This window comes from Marinilactibacillus sp. XAAS-LB27 (assembly GCF_036039175.1).
GTDB lineage: Bacteria > Bacillota > Bacilli > Lactobacillales > Carnobacteriaceae_A > Marinilactibacillus.
This window is the reverse complement of the sequence record NZ_JAYXKP010000001.1, coordinates 654,180-669,912: the sequence shown is the minus strand read 5'-3', so window position 1 is coordinate 669,912 and position 15,733 is coordinate 654,180. Positions and strand designations below refer to the sequence as shown.

Below are 15,733 nucleotides of genomic sequence, written 5' to 3'. Positions count from 1 at the left end.
AATGTTGATTTTAGAGGATGGGAATATTTTTAAGGGATACGGGTTTGGTTCAGACAAAGAAACGATTGGAGAAGTGGTCTTCAACACAGGTATGACAGGATACCAGGAATCCATCACGGATCATTCTTATAATGGACAACTACTGACATTTACTTATCCACTAATAGGAAATGCAGGAATCAACCGCGATGACCATGAATCTGTCTTTCCAACTACAAAAGCAGTCATCGTCAAAGAATATGCTAGAAGGCCCTCTAACTGGCGTAGTCAGATGAATTTAGATGAATTTTTAAAAGAAAAAGATATCCCAGGACTTTCAGGGGTAGATACAAGAAGATTAACTAAAGTTATTAGAGAACATGGGGCTATGAAAGCAATCTTAACGGATGCTACAGAAGATGTCGAAAAGTATTTAAAAAAGTTAGCTGAAACAGAACTTGATCATGATCAAGTCGCGCAAGTTTCAACAACTCGCCCTTATGTGAGTCCAGATAATGGCAGAAAAGTTGTGGTCATTGACTTTGGCTTAAAACACAGTATTTTGCATGAACTGAACAAACGCTCTTGTCACGTAACTGTTCTTCCACATGATACGAAAGCTGAAACGATTATGAATCTTGATCCAGATGGCGTTATGCTAACGAACGGTCCTGGAGACCCAACGGATCTTCCAGAGGTACTAAACATGATTCAAGCCATTCAACCACAAGTTCCAGTATTTGGAATTTGCTTAGGGCATCAATTAATTGCTCTAGCCAATGGCGCTAGAACATACAAAATGAATTTTGGGCATAGAGGATTTAATCATCCAGTCAAAGAAATCGCAACTGGAAAAATCGCTTTTACTTCTCAAAATCACGGATATTCAGTGGAGAAAGAATCCATTGACCCTAATCAATTAAGAGTGACACATCTTGAGATTAATGACGGAACGATAGAAGGATTAAGACACCGTACTCATCCGGTATTTAGTGTACAGTATCATCCTGATGCAGCACCTGGACCACATGATGCAGAAGATTTGTTTGATCAGTTCACAGAACTGATGGATTCTTGGAAAGCGGGGAATAAAGATGCCTAAAAGAGACGATATTCATAAGATTCTAGTTATTGGATCGGGACCAATCATTATCGGACAAGCAGCGGAATTTGATTATGCTGGAGCACAAGCTTGTTTGGCACTCAGAGAAGAAGGATATGAAGTTGTGCTGGTTAATTCCAATCCAGCTACAATTATGACCGATAAAGAAATCGCAGATAAAGTCTATCTGGAGCCACTGACACTGGAATTTGTTTCTAAAATTTTAAGAAAAGAACGCCCAGATGCAATTCTACCAACTCTTGGTGGACAGATGGGGCTGAATATGGCTATTGAATTAGATGGTAGTGGGATATTAAAAGAATTGGATATTGAATTACTTGGAACAACGCTATCAGCGATCAATCAAGCAGAAGATAGAGACTTATTTAGAACACTCATGCATGAATTGAATGAACCTGTTCCTGATAGTGAAATTGTCCACTCCATTAATGAAGCAGTTGGCTTTGCAGAAAAAATTGGATATCCTCTAATTGTTCGTCCTGCCTTTACAATGGGCGGAACAGGTGGCGGTCTTTGTGATAATGAAGAAGAACTGAGAGAAATCGTAGCGAACGGTATCAAATTATCTCCAGTTCATCAATGTTTAGTGGAAAGAAGTATCGCAGGGTACAAAGAAATTGAATACGAAGTCATGCGGGACAGAAACGATAACGCAATGGTTGTTTGTAATATGGAGAACTTTGATCCAGTAGGTATTCATACCGGGGATTCAATCGTACTGGCACCTAGCCAAACCTTAACGGATAAAGAGTATCAAATGCTAAGAGACGCATCCCTCAAAATTATTCGAGCGTTAGAAATTGAAGGTGGATGTAATGTTCAACTAGCGCTGGATCCAGATAGTTTTAATTATTACATCATAGAAGTGAATCCTCGCGTGAGCCGGTCTTCAGCACTTGCAAGTAAAGCAACCGGTTATCCAATCGCTAAATTAGCAGCTAAGATTGCCGTTGGACTGACACTCGACGAAATGAAAAATCCTGTTACAGAAACGACGTATGCTCAATTTGAACCAGCATTAGATTATGTTGTCGCAAAGATTCCCAGATGGCCTTTTGATAAATTTGAATCAGGGGATCGTAGACTGACAACTCAAATGAAAGCTACTGGGGAAGTTATGGCTATTGGAAGAACCATTGAAGAAAGTCTTTTGAAGGCTGTACGCTCACTGGAGATAGGTGCAGAACACGTCGAGCTCGAAGAATGCAAGCAAATAGATGATCAGCGATTGATCGACAAAATCGTTAAAGCAGAAGACGATCGCCTCTTTTACCTTGTTGAAGCGATCAGAAGATCTTACCCAATTGAAGAACTAGCACAACTAACAAAAATTGATTTGTTTTTCCTGGATAAATTACTTCACATTGTAGAAATCGAACAAATGCTAGAAAAATCACCCTACGACTTGGATATATTGACTTACGCAAAACAATATGGATTTTCTGATTATAAAATTGCTGAAGTCTGGGGAACAACTATAGAAGACATTGCGAATACAAGAAAAAAAGCACAGATTTTACCAGTCTACAAAACCGTCGACACTTGTGCTGCAGAGTTTGATTCTTCAACCCCATACTTTTACAGTACTTACGAAGAAGAACAAGAAAGTATCCGTACAGCCAAAAAATCTATTTTAGTATTAGGATCAGGACCTATTCGGATTGGTCAGGGTGTAGAATTTGACTATGCAACGGTTCACTCTGTCAAGGCAATCCAGCAGGCAGGGTACGAAGCCATTATTATGAACAATAATCCAGAAACGGTATCAACGGATTTCTCCATATCAGATAAACTTTATTTTGAGCCTTTAACCATTGAAGATGTGATGAATGTCATTGACCATGAACAACCAGAGGGTGTTATTGTACAATTTGGTGGACAGACAGCCATCAATCTAGCAGAACCACTAGAAAGACGCGGAGTTAAGATTTTGGGAACCACTGTTGAAGACTTGGACCGTGCTGAGAATAGGAATGCATTCGAAAAAGCATTGAAGAGCCTTGGAATACCGCAACCTGAAGGGGACACAGCACGTACAGAAGCTGAAGCCTTAGCGATTGCAGAAACGATTGGATATCCAGTTTTAGTGAGACCAAGTTACGTTCTAGGCGGACGAGGTATGCAGATTGTGGATAATACAACGGATCTTTCAGTCTACATGAATGGTGCAGTCAAATTATCTTCTGAACACCCAGTACTAATTGACCGTTATCTAATTGGTAAAGAAGTAGAAGTAGACGCTATCTGTGACGGAGAATCCGTTCTGATACCAGGTATTATGGAACACATTGAACGTTCAGGTGTGCATTCAGGAGATTCCATGGCTGTATATCCGCCTCAAAACCTATCAGATAAGATTAAAAATACCATCGTTGATTATACTGAAAAACTCAGCAAAGGATTAAAGTGCTTTGGATTAATGAATATTCAGTTTGTCATTCATGAAGACCAAGTATATGTTATTGAAGTCAACCCAAGAGCAAGCCGGACAGTGCCTTTCTTGAGTAAAGTTACAGGTATACCTATGGCTCAAGTTGCTACAAAGATCATTCTTGGACAATCTTTGAAGGACCAAGGCTATACAAGTGGTCTTCACAAAGAGCCGAAACTCGTACATGTAAAAGCACCTGTTTTCAGCTTTTCAAAATTACACCGAGTAGATGCATCACTCGGACCAGAAATGAAATCAACTGGAGAAGTCATGGGAAGTGACAGAACACTTGAGAAAGCTTTATATAAAGCTTTTGAAGCGAGTAGCATGCATTTGCCTGATCACGGAAAAGTCTTGATGACATTAGCAAATGAAGATAAAGAAGAAGGGATTGAACTTGCCAGACGATTCCGAGAAACTGGATATTCCATTATCGCGACTGTGGGTACTGCGGAAGTATTGAAAAATAAAGGCATATTAGTTGAATCTATAGCAGAAAAAACGACTGAACAGACAGAAGAACCCGTTTTAACCTTAATTCAAGCTAACCAAGTAGATCTTGTTGTCAACACAATGGGCAAAAATATAGAAGCAATAACTGATGGGTTCTATATTCGTAAAGCCTCGATTGAAAAGGGCATTCCTTTAATGACTTCACTGGACACAGTATCTGCCATTTTAAGCGTACTAGAGTCTAGATCATTTTCTACTAGCGCACTATAAAAGTTCACGGAGGAATGTACATGGAAAACTTAGCTGTATCTCTACCAGGATTGAATATGAAGAACCCGATCATGCCAGCCAGTGGCACGTTTGGCTTTGGAGACATGTATCATGATCTATATGACTATAATACGCTTGGAGCAATAGTACTCAAATCCACAACAAAAGAAGCCAGAACTGGAAACGAAGATCCTAGATTTTTTCTGATGGAGCATGGGGCATTGAATGCGGTAGGTTTGAAAAATCCTGGAGTAGACAAAGTTCTCTCAGATAAGATTCCTAATTTAAATCAGTACAACACACCCGTTATGGCAAGTGTTGCTGGGAAAACAGTAGAAGAGTTTGCTCAAGTAGCAAGGAAACTTAGTGAATCAGAAGGTATTTCAGCTCTAGAAATCAATGTATCTTGTCCGAATGTAAAAGAAGGCGGACTAGCCTTTGGAACAGATGCAAAAAAGGTTAGAGAAATCACAGAAGCAGTAAAAAAAGTGACGACACTACCGGTTTATATAAAACTATCACCAAATGTTACAGACATCGTAGCGATTGCAAAAGCAGCTGAATCTGGTGGAGCAGACGGTATAACCTTAATCAATACGGTTTTAAGTATGCAATTTGATGTTACGACCAGAAAACCAGTCCTAGGAAATGTCATGGGTGGACTATCTGGAGAAAGTGTCCTACCAATAGCTATTCGTATGGTTTATCAGATCGCTCAAGAAGTTGATTTACCCATTATAGGTATGGGTGGTGTTCAGTCGACTGATGATGTTTTGCAAATGTTACTTGCCGGAGCGTCTGCAGTAGCGATTGGAACAGCGACGTATAGAAATCCTCTGATTATGAAGCAGATTATAGCTGAATTGCCTAAACGATTAAATGAGTTAGGCATCCCTTCAATAGAATTTCTGATTTCTGAAGTGAAAAAGGAGAGAAACAATGGACAATAAGCCTATTATCGCACTGGATTTTTCGACAAAGGCAGAAGTAGAGAGTTTCCTGACACACTTCTCCAAACAATCTCTTAACGTTAAAGTCGGGATGGAATTGTTTTATCAAGAAGGTATTGAAATCGTAAAACAGTTAAAAGAATCTGGACATGATGTATTTTTAGATATTAAACTTCACGATATTCCTACAACGGTTTACAAGGCAATGAGAGGCTTAGCTAGTTTGGGAGTGGACATGGTGAATGTTCATGCTGCTGGAGGCGTAGAGATGATGGCAGCAGCTAAAGAAGGGCTGATAGCTGGAAACAAATCAGGATCAAAAAAGCCATTACTCATAGCGGTAACCCAATTGACGAGTACGACTGAAGAAAATATGCGAAGAGAACAAAAGGTAACTGGTACACTTGAAGAGAGCGTGTTGAATTATGCTAGACTATCTTATTTTGCTGGTATTGATGGTGTCGTTTGTTCGGTACATGAAGCAAAAAAAGTTGAACAAGTGACTGCACCAAAATTTTTGCGTGTTACACCGGGTATCAGATTGTCAGGAGATCTAACAGACGATCAAAAAAGAATAGCTACTCCATTAGAAGCAAAGAAAGAAAAAGCGACACATATTGTAGTAGGACGATCCATCACTAAATCAAAAGATCCGGCTACTGCTTATCAAGAAATATTAAAACATTGGAACGGAGAATGATATGAGCTACTCAGCGAAAGTATCCAAAGATCTGCTTGAAATCGGAGCAGTCTCAATACAGCCTAATGATCCATTTACTTGGACAAGTGGAATGAAGAGTCCAATCTACTGTGATAATAGAATCACTATGAGTTATCCAGAAATCAGAAATACAATTGTTGAAGCATTTGTTTCGATTATCAATCAATATTACCCAGAAGTAGAAGTCATAGCAGGAACCGCCACAGCAGGTATCCCACATGCTGCCTGGATAGCACAGAAATTAAATTTGCCAATGGTTTATATTAGAAGCTCGGCAAAAAAGCATGGAAAAGGAAAACAAATTGAAGGAACCTTTGAACCAGATGCTAAAATGGTCATCATCGAAGATTTGATTTCTACTGGCAGCAGTGTCATCAATGCTGTTCAAGAAGCTAGAAGAGAAGGCGCGGAAGTATTGGGTGTAGCAGCAATTTTCACCTATGAATTAGATATCAGTACGTATGCATTCGATGAGCTACAAGTTACCCTGAAGACCATCACCACGTACTCTGAAATGATACAAGTAGCCTTAGAATCAGGTAGAATTAAAGATAGTGATCGAACGAGCTTGATGGAATGGAAAAAGGATCCTAAAAGTTGGCAGTGATACTTGATTTTTAGTATGAAGTGCTGTAAGATTTATAAAGTGCTTTAGTACTGAAAAAGACTTCCCGTTTGATTCATACTTTAGAACACAGACCATTACTTGGATAGGCGTAACACCAACGTTATCTCAGTAACTGGATTCAAAAAAAAGAGGAAGAGGTGTAGTGAAATGGCTATAACAAAAGAACTTAAAACACAAATCATGACAGAATATGCTCGTCACGAAGGAGATACTGGTTCTCCAGAAGTGCAAATCGCTGTATTGACTGCTGATATCAACGAATTGAATGAGCATGCTCAAAGACATAAAAAAGATTTCCACTCTATGCGTGGACTAATGAAAAAAATCGGTCACCGTCGTAACTTGTTAGCTTATTTACGTAACAAAGATATCACACGTTACCGTGAATTGATCCAACGTTTAGGACTACGTCGTTAATAAAAGGCTATATAAACCGCTTAGTTATAAAAGTTAGATGGATATGCGGGTAAAGATATATATACGCCTGCCATCATCTTAATAGCGAATCCGGATGTATAAGCTGGATTTGGTTTATAAAAAAAGCGGGATTCTTTTGAATCTCGCTTTCTTTATAGTCAAAATTTGGAAAAATCGGGAAGATTTGATTCTCTACTATGCAAATGTGATTTTTTTAAAGGAAAAATGACATTTGTTTAGTAGAACGAACTTCCTGTCAATAAAGATCAAAAGGAGAATATAATGTCAGATAAAAAAGTATTTTCAACCGAAATCGGTGGAAGAACTCTAACAGTAGAAATCGGTCAATTAGCCAAACAAGCCAATGGTGCTGCATTACTTAGATATGAAGATACTGTCGTATTAACTGCTGCAGTAGCAAGCAACCAAGCTAGCGATCGTGATTTTTTCCCGTTAATGGTTAGTTACGAAGAAAAAATGTACTCAGTTGGTAAAATTCCTGGTGGATTTATCAAAAGAGAAGGACGTCCTTCTGAAAATGCAACCTTAACTGCTCGTCTAATTGATAGACCATTACGTCCAATGTTTGCTGAAGGATTTCGTAATGAAGTTCAAATCACAAACACCGTTATGTCTGTTGATCCTAACAATTCTCCAGAAATGACAGCAATGCTTGGTTCGTCATTAGCATTAAGTATTTCAAATATCCCGTTTAATGGACCAATTGCTGGCGTAAATGTTGGTAGAGTGAACGGAGAACTTGTCATCAACCCAACTGAAGAGCAAACAGAACAGTCTGATATTCATTTAACTGTCGCGGGTACTAAAGAAGCTATCAACATGGTTGAGAGTGGAGCAGAACAAGTATCAGAAGAAGATATGTTAGAAGCATTACTTTTTGGACATGATGCAATTAAAGAACTTGTAGCATTCCAGGAAAAAATTGTAGCAGAACTTGGACAAGAGAAAATGGAAGTGATCCTTTCTGTTCCAAACCAAGATCTTAAACAAAAAATCACGTCAGCTTATAACGATAAAATGAAAGAAGCCATTCAAACTTTCGATAAGCAAGAAAGATCTGAAAAGACAGAAGCTGTTAAGCAAGAAATTATTGAAGCTTATCAAGAAAAACTAGCTGATCATGAAGAAAAAGACAGCATGATGAAAGATGTTAAAGCAATTGCTTCTGATATGGAAAAAGATGAAGTACGTCGTTTGATTACTCAAGAAAACATTAGACCTGATGGACGTAAAGTCGATGAGATCCGTGCACTTGAATCAGAAGTTTCTATTCTTCCTCGTGTTCATGGTTCGGGACTGTTTACTCGTGGACAAACTCAAGCACTATCTGTTGCCACACTTGCACCACTTAATGAGCACCAGATTATTGATGGTCTTGGAAGTGAAAACAGTAAGAGATTTATCCATCACTATAACTTCCCTCAATTTTCTGTAGGGAGTACTGGACCAGTAAGAGGACCAGGTCGTCGTGAAATTGGGCACGGAGCTTTAGGAGAAAGAGCTTTAGCACAAGTGATTCCAAGTGAAGAAGAATTCCCATATATGATTCGTTTAGTAGCAGAAGTACTTGAATCAAACGGTTCTTCTTCTCAAGCAAGTATCTGTGCAGGAACACTTGCTTTAATGGACGCTGGAGTACCGATCAAAGCACCAGTTGGCGGTATTGCAATGGGCTTAGTTATGGAAGGTGACGATTACACCGTACTGACGGATATCCAAGGGCTAGAAGATCACCTTGGCGATATGGACTTTAAAGTTGCTGGAACAAGAGAAGGTATTACAGCCTTACAAATGGATATTAAAATTGAAGGAATCACTAGAGAGATCTTAGAAGAAGCATTGACTTCCGCTAAAAAAGCTCGTCTTGAGATTCTTGATAATCTTGAAGCGGCTATTGGAACTCCACGCACTGCATTGAGTGCATATGCACCAAAAATCGAATCAATCAAAATCAAGCCAGAACAAATCAAAGTGGTTATTGGTAAAGGCGGAGATACAATTAATGGAATCATCGCTGAGACAAATGTTAAGATTGATATTGATGAAGAGGGTACTGTTTCAATATATGGTCAAGATGCAGATGCAATCAAACGTGCAATCGAAATTATCGAACAATTGACTGAAGAAGTAGAAGTTGGAAAAATTTACAAAGGAACCGTTAAGAGAATTGAAAAATTCGGCGCATTTGTAGAAATTATCAAAGGAAAAGATGGATTAGTCCATGTATCCGAACTTTCTGATAAATATATCAAGAATGTTGAAGATGTGATTTCCGTTGGGGATGTTCTTGAAGTTAAAGTAACAGAAGTTGATAAAATGGGAAGAGTAAACCTTTCTAGAAAAGCTGTTCTTGAAGCGAAAGAACCAGAAACTGAAACAGAATAACTTAAGCTAATAAATAAAGCACCCTTTTAAAATCTAACTGAAATCAGTTGATGGATAAAAGGGTGCTTTATTGTATTCTGGATTCAGATATATCCATTGTCCCCTCGAATAGAATAATGAGTGGAAATGAGTGGCGTTGTTTCAGAAGTATCTAAATAAGTTACGACTAGGGCCCCATCAACATCTAGAGAGTCGATAGAAGCTTTTCTTCTACTATCTGTGTCTTCAATCCAATATTGATGCCCGATCAAAGCGGAGTGTTTTCTGCAAACATCTAAAAAAGGCTTCGAGTCCTGATCAGAGAGCCAAGATTCATAATAGGTTTCAAAAAACTCTAAAAATTTAGAAATAATCTTGTTTGGATCAACTGTTTCGACTTCTATTTTAAGAGAACTGGCTTTTTCTTTTAAGAATAGCGGAATATCCTCTTTATCCAGATTGGTATTGACTCCTATACCAATAATGATGCCTTCAAGTTGACTTCCTGAATATTCTGCTTCAGTTAAAATGCCAGATATTTTCTTTTTATGGACCAACACATCATTGGGCCATTTGATTTCTGCCTGAATATTATTAGCTGATAAAGATTGGACAAGTGCAGCAGCGGCCATTTGTGTCAAAATAGAGTAACGGAGCTTTTGATTTGAAGGTTTGAGTAGTAGACTCATCGATATTGTTTTTCCAGCAGGGGAAGACCACTGTCGTCCTAACCGTCCTTTTCCAACTGTCTGTTCATGGGCAAGAACTAAGGAACCATGATTTAATGAACTCAGATGCTTTTTGATATAGTCATTTGTAGAATCAACTGACTGAAGAAGTATTATATGATGACCAATTCTTTCAGTTTCCAGCTGGTTTATAATAGACGTTTTAGATAAAATAGGGTTCAAGAGCGTAACCGTTTTAAAGTCAAATTTGATGGGCATTCCATCTTCTGATAGTTCTTCTAATACCTTCTTTGTCATTTTTTCAGAACATGAACAAGCCTCACTAACTTCTATTATTGAAGCAGAATGAGTGGGCTCACTGTTTAAGTAATCCAGATGAATAGCTTTTAAGTTTTGAGGAACCATGATTTGATCTCCATTTCCTTCAAGTTTATAGTAGTAAAGTATACAGATACTAAAAGAGAAAGTCGACTCGTTCCTAAGTAGAAGATTAGTAGGAAATAAGGAATTTCTATGCTATACTAAAATCAGTGTAGAGTGAACGGACGTAAGAAAAATAGGCGAAATAGACTATAATAACTAAGTTGAACTATACGTTAAATCAACTTTTAGAGGTGAAAAATTTGAGTAATATTAAGATTATTCCTTTTGGAGGAGTAAGAGAAAACGGAAAAAATTTATATGTCATTGAATCAGGAGAGGACATCTTTGTCTTGGATTGTGGATTAATGTATCCAGAAGACGACTTGTATGGTATTGATGCAGTTATTCCTGACTTCAGCTATTTACTAGAAAACAAAGACCGCATTGCAGGTGTGTTTTTATCACACGGACATGAGGATGCTATAGGCGCATTGCCATACTTCCTTGAATCTTTCAATGTACCTGTGTTTGGATCAGAACTAACCATTGCATTAGCAAAATTATTTGTTAATGAATCCAGTCTTGGTGCCGATTTTGATGATTATCATGTAATCGATGAACACACAGAAATTGATTTTCATGGAAACTTAGTGAAATTTTTCAGAACAACGCATACTATACCTGACTCTATGGGTATTTCTGTTAAGACTGATGACGGGAACATTGTCTACACTGGAAACTTTAAGTTTGATCAGAGTGCAAGTGAAGGATACCGTACGGACTTTTCTCAGATTTCTGAGATCGGTAAAGAGGGTGTACTTGCGTTATTGAGTGATTCAAATGAAGCAGAAAGTACGATAGAAAATGTTTCTGAGAAAAAAGTTCAAGAAGAAGTTTTGGATATTTTCCAAGACTCAAATAGTAGAATTATTGTTGCTGCAGTAGCAAGTAATATTTTACGTATTCAACAAGTGCTGAATGCGGCACAAGCATCTGGAAGAAAAGTATTCATAACAGGACGTAATCTTGAAGCGATTCTCGCAACAGCGATTGAATTAGACAAATTGACACTTCCTGATGAAAATTTAATCGTCTCAGTGGATAAAATTGATCAGTTTGATGATAACCAAATTATCGTACTTGAAACTGGCGCTTCTGGTGAACCAATTAAAACACTTAGCCGTATGGCAACAGGCAATCATGGACAAGTTAACATTAAAGAAAATGATCTTGTATTTATTGCTACAAGTCCATCTATTGCAATGGAAGTAACCGTTGCTGAAACAGAAAACTTGATCTACAGAGCGGGTGCTACTGTTAAGCATATTTCTGATAATATGAAAGCTTCTGGTCATGCTACGCCGAACGATTTACAATTGATGATCAATTTACTTCAACCGAAGTATTTTATACCAATCCAAGGAGAGTATCGTATGCTTGCAGCTCACGCTGATTTAGCAAACGAAACAGGTATGGATAACGCAGATATCTTTATTTTAAGTAATGGAGATGTTTTGAACTATCAAAATGGTAAAATGAATCAGACTGGTCAAGTACCAGCTGAAAATACGTTAATTGATGGAATTGGTATTGGAGACATTGGAAATATTGTTTTAAGAGATAGACGACTATTATCTGAAGATGGTATTTTTGTAGCGGTTGTAACGATCGACCGGAAAAAACGCAAAGTCGTTTCTGGCCCACACATTGTAACAAGAGGGTTTGTCTTTGTTAAAGAAAGTCAGGATTTAATTAATGAGTCTAACGAAATCGTTACTGACGTGGTACGCAAAAATCTTGAACATAATGATTTCGACTGGGGATCTATCAAGCAAGATATTAGAGAAGAACTCGGAAATCATTTATTCAAAAAAACACGTAGACGTCCAATCATCTTACCTGTTATAATGGAAGTGAACCAAAATCGTCGATTCAAATAAATCACGATAAATTAACTATTTGTACTAGGGGAGCCAATTGAATTGGCTGAGAGTGGACTATAAAGTCCAGACCCTTTGAACCTGTACGTTCGTACGTGCGTAGGGAGAGTACCTAGAATCAGTGTCTAAAAGTATTTTTGTGCTTTTTTGCTATGATGATAAGAATTTACTCCTCCTCTAGTATACATAGTATCTATAGGAGGAGTTTTTGTATGCAGAACGAGAAGTTAAGAATTTATATTGAAGGGACACTATTTGCGGCCATTGCCATGATTTTGTCTTTAATACCCATAGGGATTGGATCATCTTTTAGTGTTTCATTAGGGACGATTCCGTTGACATTTTTTGCCATTAGAAGAGGAATGTTGCCTGGTTTATTTGCGGGCTTTTTATGGGGAATTTTGCATGTAGTAGCTGGAACAGCTTATATATTGAATATCTATCAATTTATTATTGAATATGGATTTGCTTTCACTTGTGTTGGTTTTGCCGGGTACTTTAGCCAAACCATCATCAAAAATATAAAAGAAAATTCACTGAGCAGCGCTAAAAAGTATTTGATCATCACGACATTCATAGGATCGGCTGCACGTTGGTTCTGGCATTTTTTAGCTGGTGTATTCTTTTTTGGAGACTATGCAGTGTGGGGGCTTGATCCAATAACGTTTTCTTTGCTATTTAATGGAGCGAGCATGCTGGCAACAATAGCGGTCACGATTATAGTGTTGGTGTTATTATTCGATAGAGCATCATCTATGTTTGTGCCTAAATCAAAAAATTAATTCTTGAAAATATTTTCCATCAAGCAGTCTCTACTATTAGAGGCTGCTTTGTTTTTTACCAACCAATTGTTACAAAATAACGTATTCTTTTAAAAGGGACTTCGCTTTAGGAGCCCTCTAGGGATAATATATGTAGACGGGTAAAGGCAGAATAGTGTAAACTGATTAAGAAAAACTCTAGAAGGCTAGTGTCAGGTGTTCGTAGAGGAGTCAATAAAAGACTATAAGGGGAATAAAATGGAGATTATTAGAACAATATTCTGGTTATTTATTTTTATCAATTCAATTTTAGCATTTATAACAGTTTTCAGAGAAAGAGAAAGAGATATTGCAGCAATATGGGCATGGCTACTCGTCATTACAATGTTACCCGGGATCGGAATTGTTCTTTACCTATTTCTTGGACGAAAAATATCTCAAGAAAATATTTTCGACATTCGATCACAGAAAAGAATTGGTATGACGCAATTGGTTGAAGCGCAAAAACAGTTAATTGAGTCCGAAAATCTAGATGTTCCGGAAGCGAAGCATATGGATGCTACCTTGGAACTAGTTTCTCTCTTCTTAGAAAGTAATGAAGCTATTTTAACCAAAGGAAATAAAGTGGATATTATCACAGATGGTAAAGAAAAATTCGATAGATTAATAGAAGACATCGGTAAAGCAGAACACCACATTCATGTGACTTACTATATATTTAAAGCAGATGGTATTGGTACAAGATTGTTAAAAGCTCTAGAAGAAAGAGCTGAAAATGGGGTTGAAGTTAAAGTTTTATATGATCCGATTGGGGCTAGAGTCGTAGGCGCTCATTTCTTTGAACATCTAAAAGCTCTAGGAGGAAAAGCTGAGCCTTTCTTCGGTTCTAAATTTTTCAGACTGAACTACAGAAATCACAGAAAAATAGTCGTAATCGATGGAAAAGTGGGTTATACAGGAGGCTTTAATGTCGGAGATGATTATTTGGGTCTCTACGAAAAGATGGGATACTGGAGAGATACACATCTTAGAATCAACGGAAACGGTGTTCTTCCTTTGCAAACAAGGTTTTTGATGGACTGGAATGCATCTGTAAAACATCATCCAGTCAGTTATGAAGAAAGTTATTTTCCAGTTTCATCTTTTATAGGCTCCACTGATCTACAAATTGTTTCCAGCGGACCAGATACTGAAATGCATGCAATTAAAAAAGGTTTTCTTAAAATGATTAGTATGGCTAAGGAGTCCGTTTATATCCAGACACCCTATTTCATACCAGATGAAGCGTTGATGGAAACGATAAAAATTGCGAGTTTATCTGGTATTGATGTTAAATTGATGATCCCCAACAAACCAGATCATCCTTTCATATACCGTGCTACTCTTAGCTATGCGGAAGAAATGATTAACTCAGGCGTCAAAGTATATATTTACGATGCTGGATTTATTCATGCAAAGACAATCGTAATAGATGGAGAAATATTATCAGTGGGTACAGCCAACTTTGATATAAGAAGTTTTAAGCTGAACTTTGAAGTCAATACCTTTATTTACGATCGCCATTTGGCGAAAGAGCAAGTAGCTATTTTCGAGAAAGATATGGAAGCTTCTTATGAATTAACTCGAGAAATCATAAACCAGTATTCTAAATGGGAATTATTCAAGCAGCAATTTAGTCGTTTGTTTTCGCCAATACTATAGGTTTTGTAATAAGTATGTATAAAATTCATTTGTAATAACGTGAAAAAGTCTTCAAAGGGAACGTGTTTCTCCCTCTGAAGACTTTTTAGTGTTAAGAAATATACTAGCAATAAATAAAACGAAAGTTTAAACTATAGAGTTTACTTAACTAGTCTAATATGTCTGATTTGATCACTGTTTATCAAATGAACAGTATTACTATTATGGCTATTCAAAATGATTTGACTACTATAAGGAGAAAAAGAAGCTGTTCCAGTACATTCGGATATAGATGAGTCGTGTGCAGATGGATTCAATTGTATAGTAATCAGTTTCTGTTTACGCACAGCTTGTTTGATGAAGTGTCTTAGTTGTAAAGCTGGCATTTGTTTATGAACTGCAAAGTGACTACGATTTAAATAAGTTTCTTTGAAGTAATGAAGGATTTGATTTTTTTCAACTGCAAATTTTTCCATGAGCTCATCTCCCGAACGTTTGTTTAAATAGATTATACCGAACACGCATTCCGTTTGTCAACAAAGAATTAGAAAGTCAATTTGGACAACTAAATTTCGACTTAAGAAGCCTTCTACTAAGTAAGTACAGTTAAGGTTAAATGGTTTTTAACTTCGGAAAATTTCATTGACTGTCTGTTTCAATGTGTACGTTTATTTTGAGTTAGAGTTTAAATAACATAATAAAAAATAGGGACTATAAAATACAAATCATAGTGATGAAAACACTATTGAAAACTCGCGATATTAAGAATCTTAGGTTAAAGTGTCCACAATTGGTTAGAGTAAACTTAAAATAAAGAATATGAAGTTGCAAGTGCTAACAATCTTTGATTCTACAACAAAAATCTTCATTTATAGTAGGGCTATCGAATTGAAATCTCGTGAGACGTATGGTATCATATTACTCGTAGTCGAAATAAAATATT

General features: G+C 37.2%; 12 protein-coding genes and 1 riboswitch. Of the genes, 10 read left to right on the top strand and 2 right to left on the bottom strand.

The window, feature by feature from the left end; translation table 11 throughout:
• Position 1: 1 nt before the first annotated feature.
• The 7 genes from VXN63_RS03215 to pnp all read left to right on the top strand — a co-directional run bounded on the left by VXN63_RS03215 (position 2) and on the right by pnp (position 9,378).
• Positions 2-1,081 (top strand): carbamoyl phosphate synthase small subunit, encoded by a 1,080-nt coding sequence (locus tag VXN63_RS03215; RefSeq protein ID WP_327756633.1) that lies wholly within the window; start codon positions 2-4, stop codon positions 1,079-1,081.
• Positions 1,074-4,256, top strand: coding sequence for a carbamoyl-phosphate synthase large subunit (gene carB / locus VXN63_RS03210; RefSeq protein ID WP_327756506.1), 3,183 nt, complete (start codon positions 1,074-1,076; stop codon positions 4,254-4,256). The genes VXN63_RS03215 and carB overlap by 8 nt, the downstream gene beginning before the upstream one ends.
• A 14-nt stretch (positions 4,257-4,270) precedes the next feature.
• Positions 4,271-5,206, top strand: coding sequence for a dihydroorotate dehydrogenase (locus VXN63_RS03205; RefSeq protein WP_327756505.1), 936 nt, complete (start codon positions 4,271-4,273; stop codon positions 5,204-5,206).
• Positions 5,196-5,906, top strand: a complete 711-nt coding sequence (pyrF, locus tag VXN63_RS03200) for an orotidine-5'-phosphate decarboxylase (RefSeq protein WP_327756504.1) — start codon at positions 5,196-5,198, stop codon at positions 5,904-5,906. The genes VXN63_RS03205 and pyrF overlap by 11 nt, the downstream gene beginning before the upstream one ends.
• A 1-nt stretch (position 5,907) precedes the next feature.
• The gene (gene pyrE / locus VXN63_RS03195; protein ID WP_327756503.1) at positions 5,908-6,534 is read left to right on the top strand and encodes an orotate phosphoribosyltransferase; all 627 of its coding nucleotides are present in this window, start codon (positions 5,908-5,910) and stop codon (positions 6,532-6,534) included.
• A gap of 168 nt (positions 6,535-6,702) precedes the next feature.
• Positions 6,703-6,972, top strand: a complete 270-nt coding sequence (rpsO, locus tag VXN63_RS03190) for a 30S ribosomal protein S15 (protein ID WP_327756502.1) — start codon at positions 6,703-6,705, stop codon at positions 6,970-6,972.
• A 282-nt stretch (positions 6,973-7,254) separates the two neighbouring features.
• Positions 7,255-9,378: a polyribonucleotide nucleotidyltransferase gene (gene pnp / locus VXN63_RS03185; protein ID WP_327756501.1), complete on the top strand. Its 2,124-nt coding sequence runs from the start codon at positions 7,255-7,257 to the stop codon at positions 9,376-9,378.
• Positions 9,379-9,461: 83 nt separating this feature from the next.
• Here the strand turns inward: pnp and VXN63_RS03180 are convergent, their stop codons facing one another.
• Positions 9,462-10,451 (bottom strand): biotin--[acetyl-CoA-carboxylase] ligase, encoded by a 990-nt coding sequence (locus tag VXN63_RS03180; protein ID WP_327756500.1) that lies wholly within the window; start codon positions 10,449-10,451, stop codon positions 9,462-9,464.
• A gap of 218 nt (positions 10,452-10,669) precedes the next feature.
• Between VXN63_RS03180 and VXN63_RS03175 the strand changes: the two genes are divergently transcribed.
• The 3 genes from VXN63_RS03175 to cls all read left to right on the top strand — a co-directional run bounded on the left by VXN63_RS03175 (position 10,670) and on the right by cls (position 14,811).
• Positions 10,670-12,349 carry a ribonuclease J gene (locus VXN63_RS03175; RefSeq protein ID WP_327756499.1) on the top strand — a complete coding sequence of 560 codons (1,680 nt, stop codon included), beginning with the start codon at positions 10,670-10,672 and terminating at the stop codon, positions 12,347-12,349.
• A gap of 16 nt (positions 12,350-12,365) precedes the next feature.
• A riboswitch (TPP riboswitch) is annotated at positions 12,366-12,473 on the top strand.
• A gap of 88 nt (positions 12,474-12,561) precedes the next feature.
• Positions 12,562-13,131 carry an energy-coupled thiamine transporter ThiT gene (gene thiT / locus VXN63_RS03170; RefSeq protein ID WP_327756498.1) on the top strand — a complete coding sequence of 190 codons (570 nt, stop codon included), beginning with the start codon at positions 12,562-12,564 and terminating at the stop codon, positions 13,129-13,131.
• 237 nt (positions 13,132-13,368) lie between these two features.
• Positions 13,369-14,811: a cardiolipin synthase gene (gene cls, locus VXN63_RS03165; protein ID WP_327756497.1), complete on the top strand. Its 1,443-nt coding sequence runs from the start codon at positions 13,369-13,371 to the stop codon at positions 14,809-14,811.
• Between the two features lie 140 nt (positions 14,812-14,951).
• Here cls and VXN63_RS03160 read toward each other — a convergent pair whose 3' ends face one another.
• Positions 14,952-15,266 carry a hypothetical protein gene (locus VXN63_RS03160; RefSeq protein ID WP_327756496.1) on the bottom strand — a complete coding sequence of 105 codons (315 nt, stop codon included), beginning with the start codon at positions 15,264-15,266 and terminating at the stop codon, positions 14,952-14,954.
• Positions 15,267-15,733 lie beyond the last annotated feature (467 nt).

Excerpts from the sequence above, each read along its gene's own strand:
- VXN63_RS03215 (WP_327756633.1), top strand. The coding sequence starts at position 2 with ATGTTGATTTTAGAGGATGGGAATATTTTTAAGGGATACGGGTTTGGT.
- carB (WP_327756506.1), top strand. The coding sequence starts at position 1,074 with ATGCCTAAAAGAGACGATATTCATAAGATTCTAGTTATTGGATCGGGA.
- VXN63_RS03205 (WP_327756505.1), top strand. The coding sequence starts at position 4,271 with ATGTACATGGAAAACTTAGCTGTATCTCTACCAGGATTGAATATGAAG.
- pyrF (WP_327756504.1), top strand. The coding sequence starts at position 5,196 with ATGGACAATAAGCCTATTATCGCACTGGATTTTTCGACAAAGGCAGAA.
- pyrE (WP_327756503.1), top strand. The coding sequence starts at position 5,908 with ATGAGCTACTCAGCGAAAGTATCCAAAGATCTGCTTGAAATCGGAGCA.
- rpsO (WP_327756502.1), top strand. The coding sequence starts at position 6,703 with ATGGCTATAACAAAAGAACTTAAAACACAAATCATGACAGAATATGCT.
- pnp (WP_327756501.1), top strand. The coding sequence starts at position 7,255 with ATGTCAGATAAAAAAGTATTTTCAACCGAAATCGGTGGAAGAACTCTA.
- VXN63_RS03180 (WP_327756500.1), bottom strand. The coding sequence starts at position 10,451 with ATGGTTCCTCAAAACTTAAAAGCTATTCATCTGGATTACTTAAACAGT.
- thiT (WP_327756498.1), top strand. The coding sequence starts at position 12,562 with ATGCAGAACGAGAAGTTAAGAATTTATATTGAAGGGACACTATTTGCG.
- cls (WP_327756497.1), top strand. The coding sequence starts at position 13,369 with ATGGAGATTATTAGAACAATATTCTGGTTATTTATTTTTATCAATTCA.
- VXN63_RS03160 (WP_327756496.1), bottom strand. The coding sequence starts at position 15,266 with ATGGAAAAATTTGCAGTTGAAAAAAATCAAATCCTTCATTACTTCAAA.